The organism is Kitasatospora sp. NPDC059408 (assembly GCF_042751525.1).
Classification (GTDB): Bacteria; Actinomycetota; Actinomycetes; order Streptomycetales; family Streptomycetaceae; genus Kitasatospora.
Map to the genome: position 1 here is coordinate 1 of NZ_JBHYWI010000074.1, position 16536 is coordinate 16536.

Consider the following 16536-nt stretch of genomic DNA (forward strand, 5'->3'; position numbering starts at 1 on the left):
TAACGACTGGGGGGCTGGTATTTGTTTATAAGAGACAGGGTCCCTACGGGCCTTCGGCCCTCCGTTCGCGGCCGTCCTTCGGACGGCCGGCGGACCCGCTCCGCGTGTCCGTGACCTGACCTTCGGTCAGGTCGGCCCGGCTTCGCTCGGGCCAGTCGGTCACTCCGCTTCGCTCCACTCCCTCCAGTGGTTGAGGCTCCATCATATCGCTGAACTGGGAATTTGGCTGGATTCACGACAGGCTGACTAGGGGAAGGGTGGCGCGCGGGGGCGCGTGCGGGTCGGCTTCACTCCCGCTGGATTGGTCTAGTCCACGGTCTAGACCACTGTTTCGGCCTCACGGCGGGTCGGGGTGCGCTACCCTCGGAGGGTGAGCAACGGTCTCCAGTGTATCAGTCTTCAGACGTCAGGTGATCCCGCCGGAAGTGGGGTCCTGACCCGTGCTTTTCGGGCGTTCACCGGAATTTGCGGCCGGGGACTGATATCCTGCCGGATAGTCGCTTCTGTCGCGCGCTATATCCGGTCGCCTCGATTCTCGGGCCGTCCATCGAATGTATCAGTAGGGCACTGTCAGCATTTCCCGCGTGGTCCCTGGTGTGGGTCCGGGAATGAGTGAGGGGAGACACGTCTTCGTGAATGTCGTAAAGCCTGGCTTGAAGGCCGCTCAGGCAGCCGCCGGCATCTCGCTGCGCGGGCACCAGGAGGAGGCGCTGGAAGCCATCGTGCGGGGCCTGACGCCCCGTCCGGGGCACCCGGCTCCGAACGGGCTGCGGGTGACGGTGCAGATGGCCACCGGCTCCGGCAAGAGCTACGTCGGTGCTGCGGCCGGCCAGAAGCTCGTCCCGCGCGGGACGGTGCTGGTGGTCGTGCCCACGCTGGACCTGCTGGTGCAGATGGTCGGCGCCTGGCGGGCGGCCGGGCGCTCCGGGGACATGCACGCCATCTGCTCGCTGGTCGACTCGGAGCTGCCGTTCGGGGTGATGGCGAGCACCAGCCCGCTGATGATCGGCATGTGGCTGTCCCGGGCCGCGAAGCACCGCCGGCCTACCACCCTGTTCGCCACCTACACGTCCGTGGGCGCGGTCGCCGACGCCTACGAGTACTGGGCGGAGCACCAGGGCGAGCTGCTGCCCCCGCTCGGGCTGATGGTCTGCGACGAGGCGCACCGCTCCTCCGGCAGTGTCGAGAAGACCTGGACCGTGGTGCACGACCAGGCCGCCATCCCCGCGGACCGCCGGCTCTACATGACGGCGACCCCGCGGATCTGGGCGCCGCCCAAGCGCCCCGTCAAGGGCCGCGAGGGCGCCCATCAGCCGCTGCCGGAGGAGCTGGCGGTGTCCATGGACGACCAGCGGATCTACGGCCCGCACGTCTACTCCCTGGGCCTGGCCGAGGCCATCGACAGGAAGCTCCTGGCGCCGTTCGAGATCGTGGTCCTGGAGCTGCGCGACCCACTCGGCGACCGGGCCGCGGCCGAGGCACAGGGCGTGCCCTGGGGTCCGGGGGTAGGCGAGGCCCCCGACGGCAGTGAGGACGAGGTGCCGGCCGCGCGCATCGCGGCCATCCAGGCCGGGCTGGTCAAGACCGTGGTCGAGCGGGGGCTGGAGCGGTGCATCACGTTCCACGGCCGCACGATCGAGGCGCGCTATTTCTCGGAGACGCTGAACCAGACCGTCGAGAAGTTGCACTTCGAGAACCCGCAGAAATACCCGCCGGAGTTCTGGACGCAGTGGCTCTCCGGTGAGCACGACGTGGATTTCCGCAAGGAGGTCATCGGCGACTTCGGTAAGGGCAAGGAGGACGACGGACTGAGGCATCGGATCGTTTCCCAGTGTAAGGTCCTGGGCGAGGGAGTTGATATCCCGAATGCAGATTCGATTATTCTCCAAGGCAGGGGCAGCATGGTTGATATCGTCCAGGCCATCGGCCGGGCCCTGCGCATGCAGCCCGGCGAGGGAAAAACTGCCAGCCTGATTGTCCCGGTTTTCCTCAAGCCCGGGGAGCAGCCGGGGGACATTGTGGAGTCCGATTCGTATGGGCCCCTGATCAAGATCCTTACCGCTTTGAGGTCGCACGACGCCAAGGTGGTTGAGGCCCTCGCAGTGCCGCAGAAGTCCGGCAAGCGGACCAAGGGGCGCAGCGCCGAGGCTGCTTCCGGCCCTGGTGAGAGCATGGTTGGTGAGGATGGCGGGTCGGGGGCGTTCACGCTGCCGGTGCGGTTCCAGTCGCCGGTGGACGAGAACGTGCTTGCCCTGTTCATCGCGTCCCGCGTTCTGGTCGGCGAGACGCAGTTGTGGCGTGAGGGGATCGGGCATGCGCGGAAATGGTTCGAGGAGACCGGCGGTCTTGACGTGCCTTATTCCGCGCTTGTCGGGGAAAACGGGAATTATCCTCTCGGAAAGTGGCTGTCGGACCGGCGCGGCGAGAATTCGGCTGGTGAGTTGGCGTCATACCGGGTGGAGATGCTGGATGCGCTCGGGATGATCTGGTCCGTGAGCGATGCTCGGTTCGAGGCCGGGCTGGACTGGGCGCGGGTGTGGGCGAAGGGCCACGGCGGCAGCCTGGCGGCGCCGGCGCGGGCCTCGGTCGGTTCTTACCCGATCGGCACGTGGCTCTCCGAACTGCGGTCTGCGGCCCAGGTGCCGGCAGGCGAGCCGGGGGCGTTGACGCCGGAGCGGCGGCGGGCGCTGGAGGAGATCGACCCGTTCTGGTGCCCCGCCTGGCCGATCACCTGGCAGCGCGCCTTCGCGACCGCCCGGCAGTGGTGGCTGGAGTCCGACGGCCTGGTCGACTGGACCACCCTGCCGGTGGACACGGTGTACGACGGCGAGCAACTCGGCCGCTGGGTGCAGGCGCAGCGGGCCGGCTGGCCCGGCCTGGAGGAGGACCAGCGGGACCTGCTGACGGCGATCGGCATCGAGGCCGACCAGGAGCTGGTGGCCGCCAAGGCCGCCGCCGAGGCGAAGCCAAAGGTGTCCCGCGGCGACAGGTTCGCCCAGGGCGTCGCCGCGCTCGCCCAGTTCGTCGAGCGGGAACGGCATCCCCGGGTGCCCCGCCCGCACAAGGAGCCGGTGGCGACCATGGAGGCCGGCCCCGGAGGTGAGGAGCAGGTGGCGGTGTCGCACTTCGCCCTGGGCACCTGGCTCAACAACCAGAAGGCCCGCCGGGCAAAGCTGACCCCGGGCCAGCTCGCGCAGCTCGCCGAGCACGGCGTCGAGTGGGCCTAGCGGCCCGTACCGGCCGGGTTGATGAGGATCCGCGAATTTCCCCAGGCTTGCTCTTCGCTCCCCAGGTAAGTGCACATACATGGAAGGTGTCGATCTTGCGCGCCGCACTCACTAGCATGCATGCGGGCAACCGCCTGAGAGGTAGGAGGCGACGGCGTGGAGCCTGACGTCGGCCAGGACAGGGACGGGAAGCACCGTGAGCGCCAGGGAGATGTACGGAACGTGCTCAGAGCAGATCGTGGGTGTCCTGAAGGGTGTCGGAGACTCGGCCATGGTGCTCTCGTACGAGGAGGATCGGGCGTTCGCGGCACTGAGTCTGGACCGCTTCGGAGCGATCGGGTCGAGTCGGCTGGACTGGGATGGGGCCGAGGTGCTCGGACGGTGCGAGGGGTTCGACGGTGGGCACTTGCGCAGCATGGTTCGCCTGTACGCCGATGTCGGTCCAGTGCAACCGATGGCGCGGCGAGGTTGTCCCAGAACACGATGGCAAGGCCGCGCTGGTGGCCGACCATGCCGAGGCGGTCGTTGACGCCTCTCGCGCGTGCTGGATCTATCTCACCGGCAGCGGGGTGCTGATCGAGTTCCAGGACGGTGAGGGACTGACGGCGGGGCGGGTGCCGTCCTGACGTTCCACGGACACGTCATGAGCCGTGTGGGTGGGGAATCGAGGTGAGCAGGTCTATCCCACCACCAAGCACGGGGTGGGGATTTTCAACGAGCGCCATCAGGGTTGATGTCGTCGCCCGGCGGTAGGCTGCCGAGGCCCTGAGAAAGCACTGGAAGGCCGTCACCTGCGGGTGGCGGCCTTCGGGCTTCTCTACCCTGCCGCGCGCTCCGTGGCGGTGAATTCTGCTGCTTCGGGCACGCGGTGCGGCGCCGTCCTGGAGACTCCCCGTTATGGACGACAGGACCGTGGGCCAGGACCCGAAGACCGTGGAGAAGAGCCTGGAGGGCACGTTGCCGTGGCTGGTGCCGTCCGGCCTGGCCGCCGAGGCACTCGCGCAGCTGGACCGGCCGCTGCTGGCCTGGATCCAGGACCCGGAGTACAACGAGTTCGACTCCGCCGACTTCTACGCCGAGCACCGCGAGGCCGGCGACAAGCTGTCGAAGCTGGAGAAGCGGATCGCTAAGCTGCCGGTGCGCCAGTCCTGGCGGATGGAACGGGTCTGGACCCCGGACGAGGAGAGCAGCGAGGCGTACGAGGCGGCGTACGAGAAGGCGTCGGTGACGATCGGCGACCGCCGGCTGCACCCCAGGGACCTGGACGCCTACGCCACGATCGCCTACGAGGTGGCCGGCCTCCACCAGGAGGAGGACGGCTTCGACGAGGACGACCAGGGCGAGGTGCCCGGCGAGCTGGACTCCGCGCTGGAGTGGGCCCGCGCCGGGGTGTGCGTCCTCCAGCAGTCGCTGCCCTGGCCGTTCACCGACGTCCTGCTCTACAGCGAGCTCGACAACCGGCCCGCCCACCGCATCCTCTACTGCTACGCCGACCTGCTGCGCCGCCGCGACCCGAAGGCGGCCGCGGCGTGGTTCACCGCGCTGGTCTACCTCAACCCGAACGACAACCTGGGCGCCCGCTTCATCGCCCCGGGCGGCCCCCAGTACCCCGGCTTCTGAGCAGTGCGGAAGGCCGTCACCCTGCGCGCGGGGTGACGGCCTTCGGCGTGTTCGGCTCGGATCGGGGCGGCCGGTGTGTACGGCCGGCTGCCCCGGACAGCGGTGCTGGCCGGCGTCCGGGCGCCGCAGGGGTGTACGAGGCGGGCGGTGAGGCCAGGGCATCGCCGCGCGCCCTGGTCGGGACGCTCGGTGTGCTCAACGAGTGGGCGCGGGCTGGGGTACGTGGTCCCCGGTTTCCCATCCGCAGCGTCGGCACCACGGCAGGCCGGGGATTCCCGGGTCGTACTGGCCGCAGGGCACTTCCTGTTTGGGCAGCGGGGTCGGGGTGTGGAAGTCCCACAGCGGCAGTGCCGCGGGGTCCAGTCCTCGGGCCACCAGCCGGCGGTAGAGCGCTGCGTGGGCGTTGTACTCGGCGACGTCGGTCCCCAACTGTCTGCCGGCCTCGATCACGTCGGCGGCATACAACGTCCTCAGCCCGGCCGTTCCGCTCTTCTCCAGGGCGTGGACGATCGCACGGTCGGCGGCGACCAGGGCCGCTTGAAAGGCGCGCCAGCGCTCGAGTTCCTGCGGCGTCGGGCGGAAGGTCATCCGCAGCCGGCGGCGAATGGCCCTGGCTCTGTCGGCCGCCTTCTTCATCATGACTCGCACACTACCGACCACGGTGGACGACGGTGGCGGGAACGGCGTCAGCGGTCAGCTCTTCTCGGGCGGCCGAGGGTCCGGCCGCTGACCGCTGCGCCCGGGCCGCGAGGTCGGCAAGGTGTGGGTAGTCCGGCCGGCCGGGAGCGCGAGGCCGGGAGGTCGGTGCTTCAGATCCGGCCGGGGATCCGGGTGTCGTGCATGCCCCAGGAGGAGTCGGCGGTGCCCCAGATCGTGTCGGGTGTGCTGAAGCCCCACACCGAGTCCCTGCGCGCGCGTGCGGTCATGACGTCCTCCCAGCGTTCGGTGATCGGGCGCACCACTGTAGGCGTGCTGACCAGGGATGTCATTGCTCCTTCCGTGCTTGGGTCCCGTTCGGTGGCGGGCCTGTCGGTCTACGGGCGCTTCCATGGCTGGTCGGGGGTGGTCATCGGCATGATGGTCTGTCGGTAGGCGGTCTCGGCTGCGGCCATCGCGGCCAGGACTCGTGCTTCGAGGTCGTCGTCGCGCTCGTCCGGGTCGGTGAGCGATTCGGCCAGGGCGAGTGCGAGGTCGAGATGGTCGAGCGTGTGCGGGTAGTGCTCGGCCAGCACGGCGTAGCGGTGGTCGTGGGCGGTGCGGAGTCGGTGGACCCAGGTCTGCGGCCCGGCTTCGTCGACCGGTTCGAGGTCGGGCAGCCAGGTGCGGTGGTGCGCTCGCATGATCGGTTCGAAGGGCCGGTGGTCGACGACGGTGCCGCACGGGTGTGCTTCGGTGGTCGGGGCCATGCCGCCGCGGCTGTGGGCTCCGGCCAGGTAGGCGACCTTGCGCCGGTGGGCGCGGCAGCCGTACGCCTCGAAGCCGCCGCCGCGGCGCCGGATGGTCTTGAAGGTGGCGGGTTCGGTGCACGCGTTGAGGTTGCGGATGGACGGCACAGCGGCTCTCCCCAGGGGTTCGGTTCTCACGTTCCTGGACCGGAGGCTAGAGCCGCGGCCGCCGATCGCTTCCTGCGTTCGGCAGCACCACCGGGCTCGGATCCGTGCTAGGGCGGGGGCTGCCGACCCGTCGGAGCCGGAGGGTGGGCGGGGTACCTCTCCATGGCTGTCGCGTGGGAAGAGGTGTCGTCCGTCCTGATCGGCTTGCCCGACGGGTCCGACCTTGGTGAACAGAGGTGGGCCGTGCGGGGGTGCCCCTGCTTTCGGTGCGCCTCTCGGTGCCCGGGTACGGCCCCCGGCCGGGACAACCCCGGGGCCCCCTGTACGGGCAACCGCCCGGCCGGGCCGGCTGTCACCGGCGGCGGTGACGCCCGGTGGACCGGTGCGGGCCTCCGGGCGGGGGCAGGTCGACCGTCGCGGGGACGTCGACCAGGGCGGCGACGTCGCTCGTGAGCGTGCCGCAGGCCGAACACGCCCCCGGCGCCGCCGAGAGCCCCGGCCCGGCCAGCACCTGGAACAACAGAAGCGTCCGCGCGCACTCCGCACAGCCGAGCGGGCCGGCGCCCAGCTCCGGACGCACCTCCACCAGGTCGAACCCGAACTCGTCCGTGCCGTGTCCAGGTCTCCCTGTCGCTGTGACAGCCCGCTTAGACGCGTTGATCAGTATGGAAGGTTGCAGCCCAGCTGGGACCGGCTGGAATGCCAGCAGTTCGAGAGCTTCATGAAGTGCCGTTCCCACTCGCCTGTGGAAACGTTCTGGGCGTTGATCTCCACGGTCTGGTTCGGCTTGAACCACCAGTGGGGCTGATGCCCGCAGGGGACGAGCCGGAAGTTCGGCGTATGTACGTACTGGTTGTACTGGTTGTAGCCTCCCACGTTCGCGTATTGGCCGAAGTAGGCGTGATCTGAGCAGACGACGACCTCGTAGTTTCGCTCCGCTGCACTGGCGGCCGGAGCGGGCACTGTCAGGCCCAGGGTTGCCAGCCCTAAGGTGACAGCGAGCGTGGTACAGCGCTTGCGGACATTCATGGACACGGTTCCTTCCGTCGTAGCGGGGCTGCGCGGTGTACCGCTGAACCTTGGCTTGCACAGACCACGGTGCACCGCAGTTAGCGGAAAGACGAGGGGGCGGCTCGGCCAAGTTGTGCCTTCTCGGGGCGCCCCACTCCGACAGCCTGTACTGCTGCGGGCGGCCTCTCGTGCGTGGCGAGGATGCGGGGTCAGGCGACTCGCTGGTCGGCCGCCACCACGAGCATGGTGATGGCGTGGTCGGCGTCCTGGGCCACCCAGGGCACGAGGTCGGCGGCGTCGACGACGGCCCGGCCGTCGATGAACGCGAGCCATCCTGTGTCGTTGGTCCGGCGTTCGATCCAGCCCAGCAGACGCCGGTCCGGCCGGCGCACCGCGAGCACGGCCGGTTCGGCGTCCCAGCTCTCGGCCAGCACCGTGCCGCCGTGGGCGGTGCGCGTTCCGGTCGGCGCGCCCAGTCGGCGCAGCAGCGGGTTGACGGAGGTTCGCTCGGTGGCGAGTGCCAGGCGCAGCTCTTCCACCGCGACGGCGCTGGTCCGGGGTTCTGCGTCGGCCTGGTCCACGTCTGTTGATTCGACGCGCGAGGTTTCTGCGGGTGCCGCGGCGGGTGCTGCGCCGGGGCTTGTTTCGACGCGCGTGGAAATGTGGGGGCGGGCCGCCGGAATGTTCGGGCCACCGTCGACGTCGGCGGCCGGGGTGGTGGATCGGGCGCCGTCGGCGGGGGTCCCGCCGGCCGGTGCGGCTGGGCCGGCGAGGCCGCTTGTTTCGACGCGCGACGATTCCGCCGGCGTGGGCACGGCATTCTCGGCGGCGGCGGAGTCGGCCTTCAGTCGGGCGGCCGTCATCTCGTAGCGCAGCACGTGGGCCTGGCGCAGCAGGCGCTGGGTGGCCCCGGTGACGCCGGCCTCCAGCGATCGCAGGGCCTGGTTGCAGCGGGGGTCGTCGCCTTCGCCGCGGCGGGCCTGCTCCAGGCGTTGCAGGTAGCGGGCGGCGCTGCGCTGGACGGCCGCGGCGAGGTCCATCAGCTCGCGGGCGCCGCCCTCCGGACTGCCCAGGGTTTCGACGCGAGAGGAAATGAGGGCGTCGGCGACGGCGTCCTGCTGGCTCTCGGCGCGCCGGCGCCGGTAGGCCTTCGACGAGCAGGCCCGGCCGCAGTAGACCGGACGACGGCCCGGGCCGGAGGCACGCAGGGCGGCCCCGCAGCCGAGGCTCCGAGCCTCGACCGGACCGCACGGTTCGTCGGTGGTGTGCCATAGGGTCCGCTCATGATCGCGCGTCCCACTGGGCAAGCGGAGGGGCCGTACGATGCCGCCTTCCTGCCACGCCAGCAGATGATCCTCAGCGCCACCGAGCTGCCGATCTCCGATCCGGTGGCCAAGTTCGGCGGCGAGCCCGTCTGGCTCGCCGAGCCGACCTGGCCGGTGCATCCGAAGTCCGGCGAACCGCTGGTGTTCATCGGACAGTTCCCCGTACCCGGTCCCGAACTCCGGCTGGCCTACCTCTTCCTCCACGAGGACCACATCGTCATGGGAGGAATCGACCCGGAGGACGGCGAGGCCGTTCTGCTGGTGCAACCGGACGGCCGCATCCCGCCCTTCGCCGCCATCGGCCCGCCCGGAACGCGTGGACGGACCCTGTGGCGCTGGGGCCCCGGGTACACCGAGATCCCAGTCGAATGGCGCGTCGACCTTCAGCCGGTGCCGCCCGACGTCGACCGCACGATCGACGAGGAAGCGGCATACCAGCGCGGCATGCGCGGCGACGGTCCTGACATCGACGACTGCGATGGGGAGGAACTGCACGACTACTACGGCGGCACCGCTTGCTACCCCAACCACGAGGCGCGGGTCGACGCCCCCTGGCAGTTCCTCTTCAAGATCAGTGACGCCGGCGAGGGCAAGAATGATCCGTACTTCCTCAACTTCGGCTACGGGTACGGCTTCGCCTTCGTCAGCCCCGACCACCGAGAAGGCCGCTTCTTCTGGGAGTGCTCATAAGCGCGCAACAGTGCCGAGAAGACTGACAACTCGCGGTTGGCTGCAGGAATCGTGACCACTTGGTGCCAGCAAGCGTGTCCCATCGACCGTAGACCACCAGCTCGCCGAGCCTCACTGGTTCCAACTAACGTGTCACGGCTCAGTCGCGTTGAGTAGTGGTCATGTGCCGTCTCTGGCAGCGCTGAGGTATGTGGCCGTGGTGCTGTTGACGGGTGCCGTGACCGCATAGGTTCGCCGGGTTGCCGGTCGGGACGGGTGGCCCGGTGCGCTCTCGCTGCGGTAAGGGCGCGATCATCAGCCCGGCCGCGGCTGAAGCCTCCTATGACCGCGGTCTGCTGTGCCAGCGCCACGTGGTGAGACGAGGGTGCCCCGGCAGTTCGGCGCGGCCGGTGGCCCACAACAGGGTGAGCCAGGGATCCGCGCCGCCCGGAGCCTCCGGAAACAGACGAGCGAGCACCCGCGAGCAGAGAGCGGAGGGCGGGGTCCAGGCAAGCCCGAAGCCTTCCGCCACATCGTGCACGTGTACCAGCGTCTCTACCACCCCCACCTCCGCGAAGCCTTCAGGATCCGACACCCCGGCGGCGTGGTGGGCGCGGACCCGGGGCGGCGTCGTACGCACCATGGCGACCAGCAGCGCGCCGCACGCCTCCAGCACCTGCACCAGGCCGGCCGGACCCGCATCACGCTCCGCGAAGAGGAAGTACGCGGGTCCGTCCGGCCTCTTCTGGCGCAACGCGAAAGGCACATGGGTGTCCAGCGGCGGGTCCTCACCCTGCAAGCTCCGCCTCGGCCGGTGACCCGCACCGCCCTCCTCCGCCGTCTGTCCGCCGGCCTCCGTCGTCTCGCGCTCGACATCGAGGCCGACGCCGAGCTGGTGGCCGCCAAGCAAGCCGCCGCGGCGAAGCCGAAGGTCTCGCGCGCCGACCGGTTCGGTGCCGGCCCTGGCGGCACGCGCAGCCTTCGTTGAGCGCGAGGGGCACGTCCGGGTCCCGCGCACGCGCAAGGAGAACGGCGTCTCGCTCGGGACCCGGCTGAACAACCAGACCTGGTAGGCCGGTACCGGGTCGCGCTGGTGTCGTTGGCCTGCCGGGGGCCTACGGAGGCGTTGGAGGCCGCCGTCCCGTACTGGGGCTGCGGCCTCCACATTCGTCGGGTCTGTCGCGGTCAGTGTGATCAGGAGCCTGAGCTGCCCTGCGGCTTGGGTAGGGCATGGGCGGTCGATCAGTTAGCGTGGACCGCTGTTGGACGTGGTCGGGGGCATCGTGGGCGCTAGCAAGATGTACGGAACACATGCTGGGTCTCTCACCCGGATGTTGGACGCCGTTGGCGACTCGGTGATGTTGCTCTCGTACGAGGAAGACACGGCATTCGCCTCGCTGAGCTTGGGCCGTTTCCCGGCCGTGGGGTCGAGTCGGCTGGACTGGCACGCGGCGGAGGTGATCGAGCGGTGCGAGGCATTCGACAGCGGGCAGCTGAACAGGATGGTGCGCGCGTACGCCAAGAGCGGCGAACTCGTGGTCGTGTTCTGGTCCAATCTGGCGGTGCCGTCGGTCGCGATGGAGGCCGGGCTGATGGCCGAGTATGCGGGGGAGGTGTTGGAAGTCTCGCCCGCGTGCTGGATCTATCTCACCGACAGCAGGGTGCTGATCGAGTTCCAGGATGGCGAGGGTATGACTGCGGGCCGGGCGCCGAACTGACGTCACTGGAGCCGGCCGTAGGGCGAGGGCCCACCGCAGCTCACGACGACGCGAGCGAGCCGGCAAAGACGACGGACGGGCGGGCGCCCCAGCGAGCGGCACGGGCGGCAGGCAACCTGGGACGGCGGCGCAGAGGACGACGGCCGGACCAGGTACAGCGCAGGCGCGCGGCTTGACGGGTGGGGCCGGTGCTGACGAGTCGTCCCTGGGCCCTTTCGCCCCGGCCGCCGGTTAGGCCGTAGCCACCCCCGTGCAGACCGGGAGGTCTGCCTTTTCGTCTCCAGTGCAGGACACTCCGGTTCCGGCCCCACCCGCACACCACTGTAGAAGCCCCCACCGACACCCCCTCCGGCCACGCGGTCTAGACAGGGACAACCAGTCACCAAGACCACGGGCGCAGCACAGACCACAACGAGAACGACGAGCGCCCACAACGTCAGCTATGACGTGCGCTCTTACCGCCCCAGATCGGCGTGGGGCCGGGGAAGCGGGCGGCGGGAGGGCAGTGCTCAGCGGGGCCTCCGGGGTCTTACCCGCCCTTTCCCGCCCCTCGGGGCGGTCTCGGACCGGGTTGTTGTCCGAGGCGCGCGCTACGCTGCGGCGGCCCTGAAAAGGCTGTGGAGGTCGTCGCCCTGTTGTGGGGTGGCGGCCTTCGGGCATTCTCCGGTGTGGGCCCCGGCGGGCATCCGTGGGGCCGGTAGTTCATTGAGATTTCATGACGCTCACTCGCCACCTGCTGAAATGCATGATCTTTAGCAGTTCTTCCGTGCCGACCAGGCTTGTGCGGGATTATGCGGGGCCAAGGGGCGGTACTTGGCAGGCGTGGGCAGACCGGCACCGCCCTGGAGGCGCTCACGGCGAAGCGGAACCCTGCTCGCGGCGAATTCCCGCGAGACGCGCGCCGCGTCCCGCTGCTGCCGGAGCTTCGCACCCGGCACGGCCGGCCCCTCCGGAGCCGGATGGCGTATCCAAGCGAGTGGGGTCGGCGTGCAACAGGAGGGGCGAATGCTCGCAACGGGCAGGACGCGATGATGCAGGACCAGTTACTCGGAGGCCGCTACCGGCTGCTGCGGCAGCTCGGCGAGGGCGGCATGGGGCAGGTGTGGGAGGCCCTGGACGAGACGCTCGGCCGCAGCGTCGCGGTCAAGGTGATCTCCCTGCTCGCGGGTGACGGAAGCCGCGGCAACGAGGCCCGCGCCCGATTCCTGCGCGAGGCACGCATCACCGCCCAGCTGCAGCACCCGAACATCGTGACCATCCACGACCTCGGCGAGACCGGCGAGGGGAGCGAACGGGCCCCGTTCCTGGTGATGGAGCTGGTGCGGGGCGAGGACCTGCACACGGTCCTGCGTCGAGGTGCGGTCACCCTCGCGAACGCGGCCCGATGGGGCGCGTCGATAGCGGACGCACTGGCCGCGGCGCACGCGGCCGGAGTCACGCACCGGGACATCAAGCCGTCCAACGTCCTCATCACGCCGTCGGGCACGGTGAAGGTCCTCGACTTCGGCATCGCGAGGGCGGCCGACCCCTACGCGACCGGGGACCGGCTCACCCAGACCGGCTTCATCGTGGGCACACCCCCCTACATGGCGCCCGAGCAGGCACGCGGCTACCCCGAGCCGCGCACTGATCTGTACGCACTCGGTTGCGTCCTGTTCGAGATGATCACCGGCCGGCTCCCCTTCCAGGCCCCCGACGCCGTGGGACACCTCACGGCACACCTCACCGAGGAGCCGCCCGTACCCAGCTCGGTGACCGCCGGTGTGCCCGCCACCTGGGACGACCTCCTGCTGAGGCTCCTGGCAAAAGACCCCGACCAGCGATACCCGAGCGCCAGCGACCTTTCCATGGCCCTGCGGCACCTCGACGGCGCACCCGAACCCGTCGGCGGCCTCACACCACCGGCAAGCCCAGCCCTCCGGTCCCCCACGGCAGCGACAGCCCCACTCCCGCCACCGGCCCCCACCCGCAGGCAGAGCGGCCTGACTCCACGGCCGGACACCGCCCCGGCACGCACCCCCGCCCGCCGCGGCCGCGTGACGCGCCACATCCTCTCAGGGGTTCTGTGGCTGCTGCTCCTCGCCGCATCGGTGCTCGCCATAGGGCCCGTCACGATTCTGCTCGCGCCCCTGGTCACCCTGGTGTACACAGCAGTACTCAGGCCGCACTCCAGCACCCTGACGCGCGCAACGGGATTCGTGGCCGCGGCGGCCGTCACCTTACTAGACGCCAGGGTTGTTATCTGGATGATCCGTTACAGAGATTTCTCGTTCTGGCGGACGTGGATCTTCTTCATAGTGTTCACCCTGATCATCGCGGCGTACCTCTACCGCGAGATCAAGACCAGACGCGCGGCACGCTCGCTCTCGACATGATCCCGGGCCACTGCGAGGCGCTGAGCCGGCATCGTGCCGGCCTACGTCTCCGACCGCCAGGCCGAGGGCGCAGGGACGGTGCCGGTCTTGGCGGCCGGGAGGTGTCGTCCAGCGGCGTCCGGGGGTGTACGGGGTCGTCCGGATTCTGCGTTGTGCTCCGTGCCGTCGGCTGCTGAGCTTCAAGGTGCGCCCCGGCACCGGCTCGGGGCGGGACCGACGAACCGGAGGGTTCCATGCGATTCACCAGGACCAGGAAGCGTGCCTCGGCCGTCGCGCTCGCCGTGGTGGCGATGGGCGTGACCGGAGTGGGGAGCGCGACCTCGGCACAGGCAGCCGAGGGCTCCTGGACGATCCGCAGCGGCGGCTGCGTCGCGTTGGAGAAGGTCGAACTCCAGAGCGGCCACGACCACATGGCGATCGATCCGATCGCCGCCCCCAGCGGCTGTACGTTCGGCATCATGGACCTGAACACCGGCCAGTGGGCGTACGGCCCGACCACCTACCCCGGCCAGTCGCCGTGGTTGTACGACGGCCCGGGCATGAGCCTGCAGGCGTGCACGTGGGGGCCGCGCAGCGCAGAGGTGTGCGGCCCGCCCAACTGAGCCGCCACAGCGCGCGGCCCGGGCAACTGACGCCGAACGCTCCGGGCCCGACTGGAATCCGTTCGGTCGCTGTTCGTGGGAGTGCTTCGACCAGGACCGGGCGACCGCTGCGGAGCAGCAGGCGATGATCGATTCCGCGCCCGAGGCCTTCGCCAAATTCGCCGGCTTGGCGCCCGGACGGCGGCTGGACGACGGGCTGCCGTGATGGCGCTGCTCTTCGCCCTGCCGGCGGGTGTCGCCCTCGCCCGCGCCGTCAGCATTCTGCGCCCTGAAGTGGACCCGCCGCGCCGGCCGCGACTGGTACACCTACCTGTCCAGCAGGACGTGATCACGGTTCCCAGGCGCTCCGACGCGGCTCACTGGAGCACGACCGTCACGCCACACCGCTCCAGGAGCTGCACGATCTCCTCGAAGTAGGAGAGCCGACCCTCGGGATCGTCGATGACCTCTGCCAGTGCGCGCCGCGCGACCTCGGAGTCGTGCCAGACCAGGGTGAACGGCGGCACCACACCGAATCCACCACCCAGACAGTCCTTGAAGGCATTCCATTCTCGACCGAAGTACCGTCCCGGCCCCAAGACCGCCTCGCCCATGGCGCAGTGCAACCCGGGAACATCCGTGACGAACCGGCCGTCAAGGTGGTGCTCACCTCCGGAACAGTCCGGCTGCGGCCCTCGCACCCTCCAGGCACGGGTCGTGAGCTCCAGCCACTCGGTCCTGCCTCGCGAGTCGTACGGCGCCCACAGATTGGGCACCGCCGGCGCGCCCTGGTGCCACGCTTCCCAGACCGGGCGGGCCGCCAGTGGTGGCCGATCATCCCCGCCATCGGTGAGGGTGATGTCGACGAGCGCGCCCCCGAGCACGGACGGGCGCGCGCCGGTGATGGCCAGACCCACGGTAGGGGAGGCCATCACGGCACCATGGCGATCGAGCACGAGAAGGTAGGCCCAATCTCGTTCCGTCCGACGCGGGCGTCGCAGTGCGGCGAGTAGCGGCTCCGCAGGCTCGCAGCCGATCAGCTCCATCGGGACGGGAGCCGGGTCCGGTCGCGGCTTGAACAGGCCGTCCACCGCCGAGCACTGGCCAGCACCCGCGGCTGCAGCCGTCGTACCCGCGAAGATCTCGAAGCGTGGCGAGGCGGGCAGTTCGAAGAAGCTCTCCTCGTTCCTCACGCCTGCGCCGAGAACGATGTCGTACCGTGCCGAGTCGGCCACGTTCGTCTGGTAGGCCACCACAACCGTGTCCACCAAGGTCCACCACTGCACAGGCTGTTCGCTGTCCCAGACCTCGACACACACCTCGCCCAGAGCCTGCGGCAACGTGTCAGGCTGCGCGACCGCCTCAGCCAACGGCCCCCTGGGGTCGCACCCCCGGAGAGTCAAGATTTCCCGAGGCGGTGGGACCCGGTCGATGAACAGGCCCTCGACCCCCGCGCACTTCCCCCACAGCCGGTCGCCGCCGTCCTCATCATCCTGAACCAGGAGGTACTTCACCGGGAAGCCCCGATCCCACGCGGCATGATCTGCGGCCTGCACCCAACCCCCGACTGTTCGAGCAACCATCGAACTCACGATACTGTCCCACCCTGAACGGCCGGCCGGAGGCCCCACAGCCGCGGAATACGGCCGCCTCCGAATACATGCCGGTTACCAGCTCACCGAGCCGACCTCACACCGGACCTGCTGACACCCGCAGAAACCCGAATCCGCGCGCCCACCGGGTCCGCACGGCGTGCGCACGCCGCTTCACCAGGGATGCCGGACGAGGGCACGAACCCGGACGTGAACCGCGGCCGGGTCCATACCGGTGAGCTCCGCTACCTCGACCTCGGGGAGTTCCAGCACCAGGTGCAGAAGCAGCACGTCCTGTTCCGGGGCGGTGAGGTGAGCGACCGGGCTCAGCGGCAGGGGCCCGGCCAGGGCGCACACCCGCTGGCGGACAGCCTGCCAGGCACACGCTGCGGGACTGGCCGTGCTCAGAACCTCTCGCCACCGTCGGGCGAGGTCGTCGAATGCGTCGTGGACGACCATCGACGCGACCGTGGCGGGAAGAAGGAGGGCGGCGAACAGGAGATATCGGCGAAGGTGGAGTTCACGCAGGGCGATGAGGTCGAGCGCGGGAGAACAGCAGCACCTGCCGGCCGGTCCAGGTGGTGCGCAGGGTGAGGTCGCCGGTGATGACACCGACGTCGACGGTCATGACGCCGCCGGGGCCGACGGTGATGCCGGTGGTGACGAGCGGCTCGGCCCCGGCGCTGTTGGCCTGCTGGCCGGGGGTGGTCATGAGCCCGCCGGGCAGGTGTCGAGCATCTGGCCGAGCGCGGTCTTCTCCGGCTCGGTGACGGCCAGCTTGTAGAAGGCCTTCACGTCCGTCCAGGGCGACGTCAAATACACCTACCAGCTCAGCATCACCGACACCGAGAAGACCGCCCTCAAC

17 protein-coding genes and 1 pseudogene are annotated in these 16536 nt (G+C 69.8%); 8 read left to right on the forward strand and 10 right to left on the reverse strand.

All coding sequences use genetic code 11. The annotated features are described in order from the left end of the window. The first annotated feature begins 632 nt into the window (after positions 1–632). The 3 genes from ACFXDE_RS34320 (at position 633) to ACFXDE_RS34330 (ending at position 4847) form a co-directional block, all read left to right on the forward strand. Positions 633–3227 carry a Helicase associated domain protein gene (locus tag ACFXDE_RS34320; RefSeq protein WP_380498403.1) on the forward strand — a complete coding sequence of 865 codons (2595 nt, stop codon included), beginning with the start codon at positions 633–635 and terminating at the stop codon, positions 3225–3227. 434 nt (positions 3228–3661) lie between these two features. Then, positions 3662–3853, forward strand: a complete 192-nt coding sequence (locus ACFXDE_RS34325; protein WP_380498404.1) for a hypothetical protein — start codon at positions 3662–3664, stop codon at positions 3851–3853. 271 nt (positions 3854–4124) lie between these two features. After that, positions 4125–4847: a hypothetical protein gene (locus ACFXDE_RS34330; RefSeq protein WP_380498405.1), complete on the forward strand. Its 723-nt coding sequence runs from the start codon at positions 4125–4127 to the stop codon at positions 4845–4847. 195 nt (positions 4848–5042) lie between these two features. On the opposite strand, the gene ACFXDE_RS34335 is transcribed toward ACFXDE_RS34330, so the two are convergent. From ACFXDE_RS34335 to ACFXDE_RS34360, 6 genes are all read right to left on the reverse strand, one after another. Further along, on the reverse strand, positions 5043–5486 hold the full coding sequence (locus ACFXDE_RS34335) for a hypothetical protein (RefSeq protein WP_380498406.1): 444 nt from the start codon (positions 5484–5486) through the stop codon (positions 5043–5045). A gap of 170 nt (positions 5487–5656) precedes the next feature. Then, positions 5657–5836, reverse strand: a complete 180-nt coding sequence (locus ACFXDE_RS34340) for a hypothetical protein (RefSeq protein ID WP_380498407.1) — start codon at positions 5834–5836, stop codon at positions 5657–5659. A gap of 45 nt (positions 5837–5881) precedes the next feature. Beyond that, positions 5882–6400 (reverse strand): hypothetical protein, encoded by a 519-nt coding sequence (locus ACFXDE_RS34345; RefSeq protein ID WP_380498408.1) that lies wholly within the window; start codon positions 6398–6400, stop codon positions 5882–5884. Between the two features lie 352 nt (positions 6401–6752). Next, positions 6753–6986 (reverse strand): hypothetical protein, encoded by a 234-nt coding sequence (locus ACFXDE_RS34350; RefSeq protein ID WP_380498409.1) that lies wholly within the window; start codon positions 6984–6986, stop codon positions 6753–6755. Positions 6987–7060: 74 nt separating this feature from the next. Further along, positions 7061–7429, reverse strand: a complete 369-nt coding sequence (locus ACFXDE_RS34355; protein WP_380498410.1) for a hypothetical protein — start codon at positions 7427–7429, stop codon at positions 7061–7063. Positions 7430–7620: 191 nt separating this feature from the next. Beyond that, on the reverse strand, positions 7621–8718 hold the full coding sequence (locus ACFXDE_RS34360) for a hypothetical protein (RefSeq protein WP_380498411.1): 1098 nt from the start codon (positions 8716–8718) through the stop codon (positions 7621–7623). Here ACFXDE_RS34360 and ACFXDE_RS34365 point away from each other — a divergent pair. Beyond that, positions 8695–9426, forward strand: a complete 732-nt coding sequence (locus ACFXDE_RS34365) for a hypothetical protein (protein ID WP_380498412.1) — start codon at positions 8695–8697, stop codon at positions 9424–9426. The genes ACFXDE_RS34360 and ACFXDE_RS34365 overlap by 24 nt on opposite strands. Positions 9427–9745: 319 nt before the next feature. Here the strand turns inward: ACFXDE_RS34365 and ACFXDE_RS34370 are convergent. Beyond that, positions 9746–10195 (reverse strand): annotated as a pseudogene (locus ACFXDE_RS34370) (hypothetical protein); the annotation flags it as partial. 24 nt (positions 10196–10219) lie between these two features. On the opposite strand from ACFXDE_RS34370, the gene ACFXDE_RS34375 reads away from it, so the two are divergent. The 4 genes from ACFXDE_RS34375 to ACFXDE_RS34390 all read left to right on the forward strand — a co-directional run bounded on the left by ACFXDE_RS34375 (position 10220) and on the right by ACFXDE_RS34390 (position 14100). Continuing rightward, positions 10220–10393: a hypothetical protein gene (locus ACFXDE_RS34375; RefSeq protein ID WP_380498413.1), complete on the forward strand. Its 174-nt coding sequence runs from the start codon at positions 10220–10222 to the stop codon at positions 10391–10393. Between the two features lie 343 nt (positions 10394–10736). Continuing rightward, positions 10737–11123 (forward strand): hypothetical protein, encoded by a 387-nt coding sequence (locus tag ACFXDE_RS34380; RefSeq protein WP_380498414.1) that lies wholly within the window; start codon positions 10737–10739, stop codon positions 11121–11123. A 1028-nt stretch (positions 11124–12151) separates the two neighbouring features. After that, positions 12152–13498 (forward strand): serine/threonine-protein kinase, encoded by a 1347-nt coding sequence (locus ACFXDE_RS34385; protein ID WP_380498415.1) that lies wholly within the window; start codon positions 12152–12154, stop codon positions 13496–13498. Positions 13499–13731: 233 nt separating this feature from the next. Then, the gene (locus ACFXDE_RS34390; RefSeq protein WP_380498416.1) at positions 13732–14100 is read left to right on the forward strand and encodes a hypothetical protein; all 369 of its coding nucleotides are present in this window, start codon (positions 13732–13734) and stop codon (positions 14098–14100) included. 356 nt (positions 14101–14456) lie between these two features. Here ACFXDE_RS34390 and ACFXDE_RS34395 read toward each other — a convergent pair whose 3' ends face one another. The 3 genes from ACFXDE_RS34395 to ACFXDE_RS34405 all read right to left on the reverse strand — a co-directional run bounded on the left by ACFXDE_RS34395 (position 14457) and on the right by ACFXDE_RS34405 (position 16383). Continuing rightward, on the reverse strand, positions 14457–15593 hold the full coding sequence (locus ACFXDE_RS34395) for a barstar family protein (protein WP_380498417.1): 1137 nt from the start codon (positions 15591–15593) through the stop codon (positions 14457–14459). A gap of 252 nt (positions 15594–15845) precedes the next feature. Then, complete coding sequence (locus ACFXDE_RS34400; protein WP_380498418.1) at positions 15846–16130, reverse strand: sigma factor-like helix-turn-helix DNA-binding protein; 285 nt, start codon at positions 16128–16130, stop codon at positions 15846–15848. 61 nt (positions 16131–16191) lie between these two features. Beyond that, positions 16192–16383, reverse strand: coding sequence for a hypothetical protein (locus ACFXDE_RS34405; RefSeq protein ID WP_380498419.1), 192 nt, complete (start codon positions 16381–16383; stop codon positions 16192–16194). Between the last annotated feature and the right edge of the window lie 153 nt (positions 16384–16536).

Excerpts from the sequence above, each read along its gene's own strand:
- ACFXDE_RS34325 (WP_380498404.1), top strand. The coding sequence starts at position 3,662 with ATGTCGGTCCAGTGCAACCGATGGCGCGGCGAGGTTGTCCCAGAACAC.
- ACFXDE_RS34330 (WP_380498405.1), top strand. The coding sequence starts at position 4,125 with ATGGACGACAGGACCGTGGGCCAGGACCCGAAGACCGTGGAGAAGAGC.
- ACFXDE_RS34335 (WP_380498406.1), bottom strand. The coding sequence starts at position 5,486 with ATGATGAAGAAGGCGGCCGACAGAGCCAGGGCCATTCGCCGCCGGCTG.
- ACFXDE_RS34340 (WP_380498407.1), bottom strand. The coding sequence starts at position 5,836 with ATGACATCCCTGGTCAGCACGCCTACAGTGGTGCGCCCGATCACCGAA.
- ACFXDE_RS34355 (WP_380498410.1), bottom strand. The coding sequence starts at position 7,429 with ATGAATGTCCGCAAGCGCTGTACCACGCTCGCTGTCACCTTAGGGCTG.
- ACFXDE_RS34365 (WP_380498412.1), top strand. The coding sequence starts at position 8,695 with ATGATCGCGCGTCCCACTGGGCAAGCGGAGGGGCCGTACGATGCCGCC.
- ACFXDE_RS34380 (WP_380498414.1), top strand. The coding sequence starts at position 10,737 with ATGTTGGACGCCGTTGGCGACTCGGTGATGTTGCTCTCGTACGAGGAA.
- ACFXDE_RS34385 (WP_380498415.1), top strand. The coding sequence starts at position 12,152 with ATGATGCAGGACCAGTTACTCGGAGGCCGCTACCGGCTGCTGCGGCAG.
- ACFXDE_RS34390 (WP_380498416.1), top strand. The coding sequence starts at position 13,732 with ATGCGATTCACCAGGACCAGGAAGCGTGCCTCGGCCGTCGCGCTCGCC.
- ACFXDE_RS34400 (WP_380498418.1), bottom strand. The coding sequence starts at position 16,130 with ATGGTCGTCCACGACGCATTCGACGACCTCGCCCGACGGTGGCGAGAG.
- ACFXDE_RS34405 (WP_380498419.1), bottom strand. The coding sequence starts at position 16,383 with ATGACCACCCCCGGCCAGCAGGCCAACAGCGCCGGGGCCGAGCCGCTC.